This window comes from Streptomyces viridosporus T7A, from assembly GCF_008704515.1.
Lineage (GTDB): Bacteria > Actinomycetota > Actinomycetes > Streptomycetales > Streptomycetaceae > Streptomyces > Streptomyces viridosporus.
The window spans coordinates 4,812,563-4,825,970 of record NZ_CP023700.1; the positions used below are offsets into that span (position 1 = coordinate 4,812,563).

General features: G+C 71.5%; 14 protein-coding genes. 10 read left to right on the forward strand and 4 right to left on the reverse strand.

The window, feature by feature from the left end:
• The 4 genes from CP969_RS22385 to CP969_RS22400 all read left to right on the forward strand — a co-directional run bounded on the left by CP969_RS22385 (window position 1) and on the right by CP969_RS22400 (window position 4,785).
• Window positions 1-774 carry a cytochrome c biogenesis CcdA family protein gene (locus CP969_RS22385; RefSeq protein WP_016825098.1) on the forward strand — a complete coding sequence of 258 codons (774 nt, stop codon included), beginning with the start codon at window positions 1-3 and terminating at the stop codon, window positions 772-774.
• 4 nt (window positions 775-778) lie between these two features.
• Window positions 779-2,635, forward strand: a complete 1,857-nt coding sequence (resB, locus tag CP969_RS22390; RefSeq protein WP_016825097.1) for a cytochrome c biogenesis protein ResB — start codon at window positions 779-781, stop codon at window positions 2,633-2,635.
• A 71-nt stretch (window positions 2,636-2,706) separates the two neighbouring features.
• Entirely contained in the window at window positions 2,707-3,777 is a 1,071-nt protein-coding gene (gene ccsB / locus CP969_RS22395) for a c-type cytochrome biogenesis protein CcsB (protein WP_086015607.1), read from the forward strand.
• Window positions 3,778-4,017: 240 nt separating this feature from the next.
• Window positions 4,018-4,785 (forward strand): CDP-alcohol phosphatidyltransferase family protein, encoded by a 768-nt coding sequence (locus tag CP969_RS22400; RefSeq protein ID WP_016825096.1) that lies wholly within the window; start codon window positions 4,018-4,020, stop codon window positions 4,783-4,785.
• Here the strand turns inward: CP969_RS22400 and CP969_RS22405 are convergent.
• The 3 genes from CP969_RS22405 to CP969_RS22415 form a co-directional block, all read right to left on the reverse strand.
• Window positions 4,724-5,497 (reverse strand): MerR family transcriptional regulator, encoded by a 774-nt coding sequence (locus CP969_RS22405; protein WP_016825095.1) that lies wholly within the window; start codon window positions 5,495-5,497, stop codon window positions 4,724-4,726. The genes CP969_RS22400 and CP969_RS22405 overlap by 62 nt on opposite strands.
• 191 nt (window positions 5,498-5,688) lie before the next feature.
• Window positions 5,689-6,288 (reverse strand): TetR/AcrR family transcriptional regulator, encoded by a 600-nt coding sequence (locus CP969_RS22410; RefSeq protein WP_016825094.1) that lies wholly within the window; start codon window positions 6,286-6,288, stop codon window positions 5,689-5,691.
• 295 nt (window positions 6,289-6,583) lie between these two features.
• A complete protein-coding gene (locus CP969_RS22415; RefSeq protein ID WP_004984757.1) occupies window positions 6,584-6,925 on the reverse strand; it encodes a PLD nuclease N-terminal domain-containing protein in 342 nt (113 codons plus the stop codon).
• A 91-nt stretch (window positions 6,926-7,016) separates the two neighbouring features.
• Here CP969_RS22415 and CP969_RS22420 point away from each other — a divergent pair, with 91 nt between their 5' ends.
• Together CP969_RS22420 and mqnP are read left to right on the forward strand one after the other, a co-directional pair.
• Window positions 7,017-8,468, forward strand: a complete 1,452-nt coding sequence (locus tag CP969_RS22420) for a menaquinone biosynthesis decarboxylase (protein WP_004984754.1) — start codon at window positions 7,017-7,019, stop codon at window positions 8,466-8,468.
• A complete protein-coding gene (gene mqnP, locus CP969_RS22425) occupies window positions 8,465-9,370 on the forward strand; it encodes a menaquinone biosynthesis prenyltransferase MqnP (protein WP_004984749.1) in 906 nt (301 codons plus the stop codon). Before CP969_RS22420 ends, mqnP begins: the two co-directional genes overlap by 4 nt.
• An 80-nt stretch (window positions 9,371-9,450) precedes the next feature.
• On the opposite strand, the gene CP969_RS22430 is transcribed toward mqnP, so the two are convergent.
• Window positions 9,451-10,053: a rhomboid family intramembrane serine protease gene (locus CP969_RS22430; protein WP_004984747.1), complete on the reverse strand. Its 603-nt coding sequence runs from the start codon at window positions 10,051-10,053 to the stop codon at window positions 9,451-9,453.
• Between the two features lie 91 nt (window positions 10,054-10,144).
• Here CP969_RS22430 and CP969_RS22435 point away from each other — a divergent pair, with 91 nt between their 5' ends.
• The 4 genes from CP969_RS22435 to CP969_RS22450 all read left to right on the forward strand — a co-directional run bounded on the left by CP969_RS22435 (window position 10,145) and on the right by CP969_RS22450 (window position 13,305).
• Complete coding sequence (locus CP969_RS22435) at window positions 10,145-10,825, forward strand: UbiX family flavin prenyltransferase (RefSeq protein ID WP_171817477.1); 681 nt, start codon at window positions 10,145-10,147, stop codon at window positions 10,823-10,825.
• Between the two features lie 131 nt (window positions 10,826-10,956).
• Window positions 10,957-11,427, forward strand: coding sequence for an Lrp/AsnC family transcriptional regulator (locus CP969_RS22440; protein WP_004984744.1), 471 nt, complete (start codon window positions 10,957-10,959; stop codon window positions 11,425-11,427).
• A gap of 81 nt (window positions 11,428-11,508) precedes the next feature.
• Window positions 11,509-12,672 carry an aminofutalosine synthase MqnE gene (gene mqnE / locus CP969_RS22445; RefSeq protein ID WP_016825089.1) on the forward strand — a complete coding sequence of 388 codons (1,164 nt, stop codon included), beginning with the start codon at window positions 11,509-11,511 and terminating at the stop codon, window positions 12,670-12,672.
• Window positions 12,673-12,780: 108 nt separating this feature from the next.
• The gene (locus CP969_RS22450; RefSeq protein WP_004984740.1) at window positions 12,781-13,305 is read left to right on the forward strand and encodes a GNAT family N-acetyltransferase; all 525 of its coding nucleotides are present in this window, start codon (window positions 12,781-12,783) and stop codon (window positions 13,303-13,305) included.
• The last annotated feature ends 103 nt before the right edge of the window (window positions 13,306-13,408 follow it).

Sequence of the window (13,408 nt, forward strand, 5' to 3'; positions counted from 1 at the left end):
GTGACGGTCCTGCACACGCTCGCCGCCGACCCCGGCTACAACGGCACGGTGCTCAACGGCGCCCTGCTGGTGGCCCTGCCCATCGCCCTGCTCGCCGGGCTCGTCTCCTTCTTCTCGCCCTGCGTGCTGCCGCTGGTCCCCGGCTACCTCTCCTACGTCACCGGCGTCTCCGGCACCGACCTGGCCGAGGCCCGGCGCGGCCGGATGATCGCCGGCGCCTCCCTGTTCGTGCTCGGCTTCACCGTGGTCTTCGTCTCCGGCGGCGCCTTCTTCGGCTACTTCGGGCAGACGCTGCAGGAACAGTCCGGCGTCCTGTCCAAGGTGCTCGGCGTCTTCATGATCCTCATGGGCGCCTTCTTCATGGGCCTGATGCCCCGGCTCACCCAGCGCGAGTTCCGCTTCCACCGGCGTCCGGCGACCGGGCTGGTCGGCGCCCCCGTCCTCGGCGCCCTGTTCGGCATCGGCTGGACCCCCTGCATCGGCCCCACCCTCGCCTCCGTCCTGACCCTCTCCGCCCAGCAGGAGAGCGCCGGACGCGGCGCCGTCCTGACCGTCGCGTACTGTCTGGGACTGGGCGTGCCCTTCGTGCTCGCCGCCGTCGCCTTCCGCAAGGCGCTCGGTGCCTTCGGCTGGGTCAAGCGGCACTACGCCTGGGTGATGCGCATCGGCGGCACGATGATGATCGTGACCGGTGTGCTGCTGCTGACCGGTGCGTGGGACAGCATCGTGACGCAGATGCAGACCTGGTCCAACGGCTTCACTGTGGGGATCTGACGCGATGAGCACGACTTCGAAGACCGGCTCCGGGAAGACCGGGACCGCCCCCGGGACCCCCGAACAGGAACAGGGCCTGGAGGCCGCCGGTTCCCGGCTCTCCACCGCTCCCACGGAGGAACCGGCGAACCTGCCCTCCCTGGGCGTCATCGGCTGGGCCCGCTGGTTCTGGCGGCAGCTCACCTCCATGCGGGTCGCCCTGCTGCTGCTCCTGCTGCTGTCGCTCGCCGCGATCCCCGGCTCGCTCATCCCGCAGACCGGCATCGACCAGACGAAGGTCGCCGACTTCCGCGAGCGGCACGAGACCCTCGCGCCGATCTACGACAAGCTCGGCCTGTTCAACGTCTACAGCTCGGTGTGGTTCTCGGCCATCTACCTCCTGCTGTTCATCTCCCTCATCGGCTGCATCGTGCCCCGCACCTGGCAGTTCGTGGGACAGCTGCGCGGCCGTCCGCCGGGCGCGCCCCGGCGGCTGACCCGGCTGCCCGCCCACACCACCTGGCGCACCGGGGCCGAGCCCGAGCAGATCCACCGGGCCGCGCTCGCCCTGCTGAAGAAGCGCCGGTTCCGCGTCCACCTCGTCGGGGACGCCGTCGCCGCCGAGAAGGGCTATCTGCGCGAGGCCGGCAACCTGGTCTTCCACCTCGCGCTGATCGTGATGCTGATCGCCTTCGGCTGGGGCCAGCTGTTCAAGTCCGAGGGCAACAAGCTGATCGTCGAGGGCAGCGGCTTCTCCAACACGCTCCCGCAGTACGACGACTTCAAGTCCGGCAACCTCTTCTCCGCCGACGACCTCGAACCCTTCAGCTTCCACCTGGAGGACTTCCGGGGCACCTACGAGCGCAGCGGCCCCAACAAGGGGACGCCGCGCACCTACGAGGCCGACCTCACCTACAGCCAGGGCGCCTACGGCGAGGAGGAGAAGACCACCGTCAAGGTCAACGAGCCGCTGGAGCTCGGTGACGCCAAGGTCTACCTCACCAGCCACGGCTACGCGCCCGTGGTCACCGTCCGCGACGGCGGGGGAGAGATCGTCTTCCAGGACGCGGTGGCGCTGCTGCCGCTCGACGGCAACGTGACCTCCTCCGGCGTGGTCAAGGTCCTCGACGGCTACCGCAACCCCGAGGGCAAGAGGGAGCAGCTCGGCTTCCAGGCGTTCTTCGTGCCCACCTTCGGCGGCTCGGCCAGCGGCACGATGATCTCCCAGTTCCCCGCGCTGGACTACCCGGTGCTCGCGCTGAACGCCTACCACGGCGACCTGAAGGCCGACTCCGGCATTCCGCAGAGCGTGTACCAGATGGACAAGACCAAGATGAAGGAGTTCAAGGACGCCGACGGCGAGCTGTTCAAGAAGCTGCTCATGCCCGGCGAGACCATGGAACTCCCGAACGGCGCCGGCTCGGTCACCTTCGAGAAGGAGATCAAGGAGTGGGCCCAGTTCCAGGTCGTCCAGGAGCCGGGTGCCGGCTGGGCCCTGGGCGGTTCCGTCGCCGCGATCGGCGGCCTCGCCGCCTCCCTGTTCATCCAGCGCCGCCGCGTCTGGGTGCGCGCGACCGAGGGCGCCGACGGCGTCACCGTCGTGGAGATGGCGGGCCTCGGCCGCAGCGAGTCCGCCAAGGTGCCCGAGGAACTCGGCGACCTCGCCGCGATCCTCTACGAGCAGGCACCCGGCGCGCCCGACCCGGAGCCCGGCCCCGATCCCGGCCCGGACGACGGCCCGGACGACGGCCCGGACGACGGCCCGGACAACGACCCGGACGACGGCCCGGACAACGACCCGGACGACGGCCCGGAGGCATCCTCCGGGCCCACCGACACCGACTCCCGTGTCACACCCGCTGAAGGGGCTGAGAAGCAGTGACTCCCGCCGCCGTGACCGAGCTGGCCGCCTCGACGAGCCTGGCCGCCGCGTCCAACGAGAGCCTCGCGGAGATGAGCAACGTGCTCATCTACTCCGCGATGGCCGTCTACACCCTGGCGTTCTTCGCGTACATCGCCGAGTGGATCTTCGGCAGCCGCAGCAAGGTCGCCCGCACCGCCGCCGCGCTCACCCCCCGCACCCAGGTGAAGAAGGCCCCCGCCGTCACCGTGCGGCAGGAGGGCGGCACCGCCGTACTGGAGCGGCCGAAGGTCGTCGTGCGGGCCGCGTCCGGCACGCGGGACGTGCCCGACGGGCCCGGGGCGCACGGCGGGGACGAGCAGGGCGACCTCTTCGGGCGGGTCGCCGTCTCCCTCACCGTGCTCGCGTTCCTGCTCGCGTTCGGCGGGGTGCTCACCCGCGCGCTCTCCGTGGAGCGGGCGCCGTGGGGCAACATGTACGAGTTCAACATCACCATCTCCACCACCGTGGTCGGTGTGTACCTCCTGCTGCTGGCGCTGAAGAAGAACGTGCGCTGGCTCGGACTGTTCCTGACCACGACGGTCCTCCTCGACCTCGGCCTCGCCGTCACCGTCCTGTACACCGAGAGCGACCAGCTGGTCCCCGCGCTCCACTCGTACTGGCTGTACATCCACGTCTCCACGGCGATCCTGTGCGGCGCGGTGTTCTACGTCGGCGCGTTCGGCGTGATCATGTACCTCTTCAAGGACTCCTACGAGAACAAGCTGGCGAACGGCGGCAAGCCCAGCGCCTTCGCGTCCTCGGTCCTGGAGCGGCTGCCCGCCGCCGCCTCGCTGGACAAGTTCGCCTACCGGATCAACGCGGCCGTCTTCCCGCTGTGGACGTTCACGATCATCGCGGGCGCCATCTGGGCCGGTGACGCCTGGGGCCGCTACTGGGGCTGGGACCCCAAGGAGACCTGGTCCTTCATCACCTGGGTCGCCTACGCCGGCTACCTGCACGCCCGCGCCACCGCCGGCTGGAAGGGCCGCAAGGCCGCCTACCTGGCGCTGGCCGCCTTCGGCTGCTGGCTGTTCAACTACTACGGCGTGAACATCTTCGTCTCCGGCAAGCACTCCTACGCCGACGTCGGCCTGGGCGTGCTGCAGGCCGCCGGTTTCTGATCCGCGTACCGCCGAGGCCGGTTCCCGTGACCCAGGTCGCGGGAACCGGCCTTCGTCGTCCGGACGGGCGAGGGGCGTGGCCACGAATCCGCGCAGGCGCGTCCGCGCGGGGGTGACGAGAAGGGCGAGTGCCCCCGGGGGCGGCCGAACGGGGCGCCGGTGGGCGCCTCCCGGGCGGCGGATAGCCTGTGCCGATCATCGCCGCACGGACGGCGGTCGGGCCCCGGGTGGGAGGAAGTCATGGGTGCCGCACCGGTACTTGAGGAGCTGCGGGAGGTCTGCCAGCCGCAGGCCAAGCTGGCGAGCCGCAACGGCGAGCACTGGGCCGGCCGCCTCTACATGCGCAAGATATCCCTGCGTACGACCCGGCAGCTGGTGCGCACCCTGGTCACCCCGGACCAGCTGACCTGGACCATGGTCGTCTGCGGGGTCGCCGCCGGTGCCGCGCTGATGATCCCCGGCCTGACCGGCGCGGTCCTCGCCGTGCTCCTCATGCAGTTGTTCCTGCTCTTCGACTGCGTGGACGGCGAGGTCGCCCGCTGGAAGGGCCAGAACAGCGCGACCGGCATCTACGTCGACCGGCTCGGCGCGTACCTCGCCGACGCCGCGCTGCTGGCGGGCGCCGGCTACCGGGCGGCCGAGTCGGGCGTCGGCGGCTGGCTGTCGGTCGGCATCGCGACCGCCCTCGGCGTCGTCCTGCTCAAGGCGTCCACCGACCTGGTGGACGTGGCCCGCGCCCGGCGCGGCCTGGCCGTCGCCGACGACGAGTCGACCCGCCCGCGCTCGCAGGGCGTGGCCACCGTGCGCCGGATCGCCGCCGCGTTCAAGATCCACCGGGTGACCAACGGCATCGAGGCCTCCCTCGTCCTGCTGGTCGCGGCCGTCGCCGACGCGGTGACCGGCGGCATCGAGCCGACCCGCTGGGCGCTGGGCGCGCTGGCCGTCATCACCTGGGTGATGGTCCCGGCCCACCTGCTGTCGATCCTGTCGTCGTCCCGGCTGCGCTGAGGCGCTCCCGGTCCCCCAGGTAGGCGTGCAGGGCGCCCGCGCCCTCCAGCATGGCCCGGGTGCGGGCGGTGAGCGCCTCGTCCCGCGCGTCGAGCGCCGCCCGCAGGGCTTCGCCGCTGCCCTCCCGGCGCAGACCGTCCAGCACCGGGCGGATCCGGTCGAAGAGGTGGTGGCCGCGGCGCAGGGTGTGGACGAGGCGGGCGTCGCGCACGTCGGCGGGGCCGAACACGCGGTACCCGGTGCCGCGTTCCCGCCGCGGGGTCAGCAGCCCGGCCGCCTCCCACACCCGCAGCGCCGACGTCCGCACGCCCAGCAGCGCGGCCACCTCGCCGATCCGCAGGTCCGGAGAAGCGGGCGGGGGCGCGGGGTCCTCCCCGGCCAGGGAATCCAGCGCCTCCCGCGCGGCCCGCAGCGCGTTCCGCTCCTCGTGCAGCGCCGCGTGCGCGGCGTCCACCAGCGCGAGCGCGCCCGGTACGTCCCCGTCGTGCACGCACCGCATCACCGGGGTCGCCGTCACCGGCCCGTACCCCTTCAGCAGGGCCCGGTACGCCAGCAGCGCCCGCCGGTGCACCTCCCCGAAGACCCGGTAGCCGGACGCGGTCCGCGCGGCCGGCGGCAGCACACCGGCGTCCTCGTAGTTGCGGATCTGCTGCGTCGAGAGCCCGGCCAGCCGGGCCAGATCGACGGAGCGGAGCCGGCGGTCGTCCCTCACCGGTCGGAGTGTACGGCCGCCACCCCGCGTGGTGCGGCGCCCGCGGGCACCGCGGGCGGGGCCGTGCGGAGGGAGCGGGGCGGCCCGGGACCCAGCAGCCACTCGTCTCGGCGCGCGAGTCCGGGGACGGCGAGCGCGACGGTTCCTGACGGGCCCTCATCCGGACCGGCGGTCGACGGCCTTCGGCGCATTCACCCCGGCTCTGCGCTGACCGACCGCCAGATGCGGTCCGGCAGGAGGCGTGCCGCCTCGTCGAGGTCGATGTCTCCGACGGTCAGCCAGCGGCGGCTGGCCCCGACGACGGGGCCGAGGACGAGGGACTCCAGCAGGGACGGCGGGAGCGGGGCCAGTTCGCCGGCGGCGATGCGGGGCTCGAGCCACAGCGCGAACGCCGACACCCTGGCCTCCTGGGTGTCGCGCAGTTCCCCGGCCCGTTCCATGCCGACCCGGTCCGCGCGGGAGGAGTGCAGGAGCAGCGCGGCGTCCCGGTGCTCCCGGACGAAGGCCAGGTACGCCCGGACCAGGGCCCCGATGCCCTCCCGGGCGGTGTCCGCCCCCCGCAGGGCCGCGGCCGTCTCGTCCAGCAGCCGTTCCAGCCAGCGCATCAGCAGGGCGTCGACGAGCCCGTCGATGCTGCCGAAGTGGTGGTAGAGGCTGCCCAGGCTGACCCCGCTGGCCCGGGTGACCGCGTTGACGGTGAGCCCCTGCTCGCCCGACTCACCGTAGACGCGCAGGGCCGCGTCCAGCAGGATTCCGGCGGTGACCTGGCCACGGTGCTGCTTGGGGCTCATCGCAGGGCCGCCGTACCTTTCTGGAGTGAATTTCTAGAATTCTCTTCCGATCCCAGTCCGCGCTGGTTCAGACTGGCCCCTGTCGGCGTGCGCGTCCGCCCGTCTGCAGCGGGGGAACGGGCGGGCCGTCGTCGGCCGGACGACGCGGCCCGGGCTCCGGCCCGGGCGGCTCCGTCCCGAAGTGCCTCCCCGACGGCAGCGGCACGGCCGTCTCCCGGCCGTGCGACGGCTCGGCGCCCGGCGCCGGGCCGGGACCCGATCGCCTCCGGACCCGGCCGGTGCGGGTGAGGGTCCGTCAGGACCCGTCGCGCCCGCCGTCACCGGGCTTGTCCCCGGGCTTGTCGTCGTCCTTGCGCTCGTCGTCCAGCGACTTCAGGAAGTCGGGGTTGTCGTCCGGCGCGACCCACTGACGGTTCGGGCGCCCGTTGCGCACACCGGACCAGCCGTCGGCGGCCGGGCTGCGCCGCTTGCCGGCGATGATCCAGGAGATCGAGCCGACCAGCGGGAACAGCAGCACGAGGATCGCCCACAGCGGCTTGGGCATGTGGCGGATGTCCTCGTCCTTCGTGCTGATGCAGTCGATGAACGCGTAGATGCTCAGCGCCAGCGGCACGAGGAACATCAGCACCCGGAGCATGGGGCCTCTCCAGACTGTCGGGGGGCGTCGGGGCCGTCGGCACAGCCCCCAGGTACAGGGTCAGGGTAGCCGCTCGGGGATACTTGACCCCATGGCTTACGACGATCTTCGCTCCCTGCTCAGGGCGCTGGAGCGCGAGGGTGACCTCAAGCGCATCAAGGCCGAGGTCGACCCGCACCTGGAGGTCGGTGAGATCGTCGACCGGGTGCAGAAGGCCGGCGGTCCCGCCCTGCTCTTCGAGAACGTGCGCGGCTCGAGCATGCCCCTCGCGATGAACGTGTACGGCACCGACCGCCGCCTGCTGAAGGCGCTCGGCCTGAAGTCGTACGCGGAGATCGGCGAGAAGATCGGCGGCCTGCTCAAACCCGAGCTGCCGCACGGCTTCGTCGGTGTGCGCGAGGCGTTCGGGAAGCTCGGCTCGATGACCCACGTCCCGCCGAAGAAGGTGAAGGACGGCCCCGTGCAGGAGGTCGTCCTGCAGGGCGACGACGTGGACCTCGACCTGCTCCCCGCCCTGTTCACCTGGCCCAAGGACGGCGGCTCCTTCTTCAACCTGGGCCTGACCCACACCAAGGACCCCGAGTCGGGCGTCCGCAACCTCGGCCTGTACCGCCTCCAGCGGCACGACAAGCGCACCATCGGCATGCACTGGCAGATCCACAAGGACAGCCGCAACCACTACCAGGTGGCCGCCCGGCGCGGCGAGCGGCTGCCGGTCGCCATCGCCTTCGGCTGCCCGCCGGCCGTGACGTACGCCTCCACCGCCCCGCTCCCCGGCGACATCGACGAGTACCTCTTCGCCGGGTTCCTCCAGGGCAAGCGGATCGAGATGGTCGACTGCAAGACGGTCCCGCTCCAGGTCCCGGCCCAGGCGGAGGTGGTCCTGGAGGGCTGGCTGGAGCCGGGCGAGATGCTGCCCGAGGGCCCCTTCGGCGACCACACCGGTTTCTACACCCCGCAGGAGCCGTTCCCGGCGCTGACGATCGACTGCGTGACGATGCGCAGGCGCCCGCTGCTCCAGTCGATCGTGGTCGGCCGGCCGCCGACGGAGGACGGCCCCCTGGGCCGCGCGACGGAACGCTTCTTCCTGCCCCTCCTGAAGATCATCGTCCCGGACATCGTGGACTACCACCTCCCCGAGGCCGGCGGCTTCCACAACTGCGCGATCGTCTCGATCGACAAGAAGTACCCCAAGCACGCGCAGAAGGTCATGCACGCCATCTGGGGCGCCCACATGATGTCGCTGACCAAGCTGATCGTGGTCGTCGACTCCGACTGCGACGTGCACGACCTGCACGAGGTCGCCTGGCGGGCCCTCGGCAACACCGACTACGCCCGCGACCTCAGCGTGGTCGAGGGCCCCGTCGACCACCTCGACCACTCCTCCTACCAGCAGTTCTGGGGCGGCAAGGCGGGCATCGACGCGACGAAGAAGTGGCCCGAGGAGGGATACACGCGCGACGGCGGCTGGCCCGACATGGTCGAGTCCGACCCGGAGACGGCCGCGAAGGTGGACCGCCGCTGGAAGGAGTACGGACTGTGACGTCGGCCTCCGCCGCGCTACCGCGGCAACCGGGGCGCACGAAGGCCTTCCTGCGCCTGGTGATGATCGAGCACTCGGTCTTCGCGCTGCCCTTCGCCTACATCGCCGCGCTCACCGCGATGTACGAGTGGGACGGGAACATCCACTGGGGCCGGCTGCTCCTGGTCACCCTCGCCATGGTCGGCCTGCGCACCTTCGCGATGGCGGCCAACCGGATCATCGACCGCGAGATCGACGCCCGCAACCCGCGCACCGCCCACCGCGAGCTGGTCACCGGCGCGGTGTCGGTGAAGCACGCCTGGACCGGCGCGCTGATCGCGCTCGCGGTGTTCCTCGGCGCGGCGGCCCTGCTCAACCCCCTCTGCCTGATCCTCGCCCCCGTCGCGGTGGTCCCGATGGTGGTCTACCCCTACGGCAAGCGGTTCACGGACTTCCCGCAGGCCATCCTGGGTCTCGCCCAGGCCATGGGACCGATCGGCGGCTGGCTGGCGATCACCGGCGCGTGGTCCTGGGACGCGGTCGTGCTCGGCCTGGCGGTGGGCATCTGGATCGGCGGCTTCGACCTGATCTACGCCTGCCAGGACGTCGACGCGGACCGCGAGATCGGCGTGCGGTCGGTCCCCGCCCGCTTCGGCGTCCCGGCCGCCATCTGGGGCGCCCGTGCCTGCCACACCGTGACGACGGCGCTGTTCGTCTGGTACGCGGTCCTCACCGACGCCGGCGCGTTCTTCTGGCTGGGCCTGCTGATCGTCGCCGCGGCCTTCGTCTACGAGCACACCATCGTCCGCCCGCACGACCTGTCCCGTCTGAACCGGGCGTTCTTCTCGACGAACGGCTTCATCGGCATCAGCCTCTTCGTCTGCGCCCTGATCGACCTCCTGGTGCGCGGGCTCACCCTGTAGCCCTGCGCCCGTCCCCGCACCCGCGGGGACGGCCCTTCGGGGCCGCCGGCCCGGGCAGGCACACGCACCGGGGACCGGCCTCACCCCGCGGGCACGCCCCGGCGGTCGGGGCGGCGGAACAGGAAGGCCGCGGCCACGCCCGCCAGCAGGCCGATGAGGTGGCCCTGCCAGCTGACACCGGCCTGGCCGGGGGCGATGCCCGCGAGGATCGAGCCGCCCCACACGGCGCCGACCAGCACACCGACGACCACGCCCATCGGCCGGCGCTCCACGAAGCCGCTGCACAGCAGGAAGCCGAAGAGGCCGAAGATCAGGCCGGAGGCGCCCGCGGTGTTGGTGTGCGCCGGGGCGATGAGCCACACCCCCAGACCGTCGCAGACGATGATCAGCGCGCACACGGCGGCGAACCGGCGCAGACCGCCGAGGGCCGCCAGGAAACCGAGCACCAGCAGCGGCACGCTGTTCGCCGCGACGTGGGCGAAGCCGAAGTGGACGAAGGCGGAGGGGACGACGTCGACCAGCTCACCGGCCGTGCGCGGCTGGACGCCGAAGCCGTCCAGGGCGTGGCCGGAGACCACGTCGACCACTTCCAGCAGCCACAGCAGGGCCACCCAGAGCGCCATCACCACGGCCGCGGTCCTCGCCCGCTCACGCCCCGACCACTGCGGACCGGTGTCGGACATGGCAACCCCCTACGGCGTGCTCGCTCGCTTGAGGAACGGAACAACCCCCTGAACCGGTTCCCGCCCCACGATTCCGGATAGGCTCGGTGTCGTGAACCATCTCAAGCCAGGAGAGACGACGCGAACACCTTGGATCCTAGGGGTGTCCGGCGCTTCCGGCACGCCCTATGCGGCAGCCGTGCTGCGCGCGCTCCTCCAAGCGGGGGAGAGCGTCGACCTGGTGGTCAGCCGGGCCTCGCGGCTCACCCTGCTCGACGAGACCGGCATCTCCTTCCGGGACGCCCACTGGCGGGACGACCTGCGCCAATGGCTGTCCCGGGGTGCGGACGGCAAGCCGGACACCTTCACCGTGGACCTCGACGGCGTACGGCACTGGACCGCCGGTGACCTCGCGGCCGGACCGTCCTCGGGGTCGTATCCGAGCAAGGGCATGCTGATCGTGCCCGCCTCCACGGCCTGTGTGGCCGGAGTGGCGCTCGGACTGTCCAAGGACCTGCTGCAGCGGGCGGCGAGCGTGACCCTGAAGGAGGGGCGCAGGCTGGTCGTGGCCGTGCGGGAGACCCCGCTGAACGGCCAGACCCTGCGGCACATGGTCGCCCTCGACGACGCGGGCGCGATCGTGGTGCCCGCCTCACCGGCCTTCTACGCGGGGGCGACGCACATCCAGGACCTGGTGGACTTCGTCGCCGGACGGGTGCTCGACGCGGCGGGTGTCGAGCACCGGCTCTACCACCGCTGGGAGGGCGAACTCGGCGGCGCGCGGACGGACTGAGCGCGACGGCGCCCCCACCGGTCACCCTCCCTCCGGGAACCTCCCGACCCGATTTCCCCGATTTCCAGGACCCCTGGAACCTTCAGCACCTCCGGAACTCTCAGACCTCTTCAGCGGAAGGCTTCGAATCGATGGACGCGGTGGACAGGCAGCTCATCCAGGCCCTGAGGGAGAACGGCCGGGCCTCCTACGCGGAGCTGGGGCGCCTCGTCGGCCTGTCGGGACCCAGCGTCACCGACCGCATCAACCGGCTGGAGGCGGCCGGGGTCATCACCGGTTACCGCGCCACGGTGGACTCCGCCTCGCTCGGCCTCGGGGTGACCGCCCTGATCGGCGTCTCGCTCTCGGACGCCGCCGACCACGAGGACGTGGCGCGGCGGTTGAAGGACCTGAAGGAGATCGAGGACTGCTGGTTCATCGCCGGCGAGGACTCCTTCATGCTCAAGGTGCGGGCGAGCGACGTGGACGGGCTGGAGAAGACCATCCGCCGGCTGACCGGGACCAAGGGCGTCTCCCGGACCCGTACCACCATCGTGCTCTCCACGAAGTGGGAGAACCGCGTCGGCGAACTGCCCGAAGAAGAGGTGCGGGAAGGACGGTAGGGGCGGCAGGGGCGCGGTGGGGGCGGCCCCCGGCCGGGGCGTACGGTGGACGGAGTCTGCCTGGAGAAAAGAGGGATCGGCATGGACGTCGGGCTCAAGCGCGAGCTGGAGGAGAAGGTCAGGGCGGGTGTCCGCCTGACCCGTGAGGACGGCATCGCGCTGTACGAGTCGGACGACCTGGCCTGGCTGGGCGGGTTGGCGCACGAGGTGCGCACGCGGCTGAACGGTGACGTCGTGCACTTCAACGTCAACCGCCACCTCAACATGACGAACGTGTGCACCGCCTCCTGCGCGTACTGCTCCTTCCAGCGCAAGCCCGGGGAGAAGGACGCGTACACGATGCGCATCGAGGAGGCGGTGAAGCTCGCCCGGGAGATGGAGAAGGAGAACCTGACCGAGCTGCACATCGTCAACGGGCTCCACCCCAACCTGCCGTGGCGCTACTACCCGCGCTCCCTGCGCGAGTTGAAGGCCGCCCTGCCGGACGTCTCCCTGAAGGCGTTCACCGCCACCGAGATCCACCACTTCGAGACGATCTCCGGCCTGTCCGCCTCCGAGATCCTCGACGAGCTGATCGACGCCGGCCTGGAGTCCCTCACCGGCGGCGGTGCGGAGATCTTCGACTGGGAGGTGCGGCAGCACATCGTCGACCACCGCACCCACTGGGAGGACTGGTCCCGGATCCACCGCCTGGCGCACGAGAAGGGGCTGAAGACCCCGTGCACCATGCTCTACGGCCACATCGAGGAGCCCCGCCACCGCGTGGACCACGTGCTGCGGCTGCGTGAGCTGCAGGACGAGACCGGCGGCTTCCAGGTCTTCATCCCGCTGCGCTACCAGCACGACTTCGTGGACATGAAGGACGGCAAGATCCGCAACCGGCTCCAGGCCCGGACGCAGATGGCCACCGGCGCGGAGGCGCTGAAGACCTTCGCCGTCTCCCGGCTGCTCTTCGACAACGTCCCGCACGTCAAGGTCTTCTGGGTGATGCACGGCGTCCAGACCGCGCAACTGGCGCTCCAGCACGGCGCGGACGACATGGACGGCTCGGTCGTCGAGTACAAGATCACGCACGACGCCGACAACTACGGCACCCCGAACAAGCTGACCCGCGAGGACCTCCTCGACCTGATCCGCGACGCCGGCTTCCGCCCGGTGGAGCGCAACACCCGGTACGAGGTCATCCGCGAGTACGACGGCCCGGACCCGGCGCGCCGGGAGTCCCCGCAGCCGATGCGGGTGTGAGTCCTTCCGGGCCCGGGGACGCGGCGGGGGCCGGTCGCGGGCGATCGCGACCGGTCACGGGACCGAAAATCACGGCGCAAGCGCTTCGGTAATGGTTACGATCGCTTCATGCCCCTTACCTTCACCCTCGACCCCGCCGTCACCCCCGATCTCCGCGACGGCGTCCTCGACCTGTGGGCCGACGTCTCCAACGCGGGAGGAGCCGTCGGCTTCGTGCCGCCGGTGACGCGTGAGGAGATCCGCCCGGAACTGGTGCGGCAGTTCGCGTCGATGGCGGAGGGCCGCTCCCGGCTGCTCGTGGGCCACGACGAGGAGGGGCGGGTGGCCGCCACCGCGTTCCTCACCTTCAACACCCACCGCCTGATGACCCACTGGATCTGGCTGTACACGGTGATGGTCCACCCGCGCCACCAGGGCCGGGGGTACGGCCGCGACCTGCTGGCCGCCGCCGAGCGCGCCGCCCGCGGCTTCGAGGGCATCGAGGCGATACGCCTCACCTGCCGCGGCGGCCTCGGCCTGGAGCGCTTCTACGCCTCCTGCGGCTACAAGGAGGTCGGCCGGATCCCCGACGCGATCCGGGTGGCCCCCGGCGACGAGCGGGACGACGTCGTGCTGCTGCTGACGCTGACCTGAGGCCGGCACCCCCCTGGAGGGCCGTCGGCCCGGGCGTGCTTCACTGGGAGTGCCCCTTTGTCCCTTTGGGACGCTCTGGGGGATGTTCCGACCGGACGTAGGA

Bases quoted from the DNA above. Each gene is read 5' to 3' on its own strand.
- resB (WP_016825097.1), top strand. From the start codon at position 779: ATGAGCACGACTTCGAAGACCGGCTCCGGGAAGACCGGGACCGCCCCC.
- ccsB (WP_086015607.1), top strand. From the start codon at position 2,707: ATGAGCAACGTGCTCATCTACTCCGCGATGGCCGTCTACACCCTGGCG.
- CP969_RS22400 (WP_016825096.1), top strand. From the start codon at position 4,018: ATGGGTGCCGCACCGGTACTTGAGGAGCTGCGGGAGGTCTGCCAGCCG.
- CP969_RS22410 (WP_016825094.1), bottom strand. From the start codon at position 6,288: ATGAGCCCCAAGCAGCACCGTGGCCAGGTCACCGCCGGAATCCTGCTG.
- CP969_RS22415 (WP_004984757.1), bottom strand. From the start codon at position 6,925: ATGCTCCGGGTGCTGATGTTCCTCGTGCCGCTGGCGCTGAGCATCTAC.
- CP969_RS22420 (WP_004984754.1), top strand. From the start codon at position 7,017: ATGGCTTACGACGATCTTCGCTCCCTGCTCAGGGCGCTGGAGCGCGAG.
- CP969_RS22430 (WP_004984747.1), bottom strand. From the start codon at position 10,053: ATGTCCGACACCGGTCCGCAGTGGTCGGGGCGTGAGCGGGCGAGGACC.
- CP969_RS22440 (WP_004984744.1), top strand. From the start codon at position 10,957: ATGGACGCGGTGGACAGGCAGCTCATCCAGGCCCTGAGGGAGAACGGC.
- mqnE (WP_016825089.1), top strand. From the start codon at position 11,509: ATGGACGTCGGGCTCAAGCGCGAGCTGGAGGAGAAGGTCAGGGCGGGT.
- CP969_RS22450 (WP_004984740.1), top strand. From the start codon at position 12,781: ATGCCCCTTACCTTCACCCTCGACCCCGCCGTCACCCCCGATCTCCGC.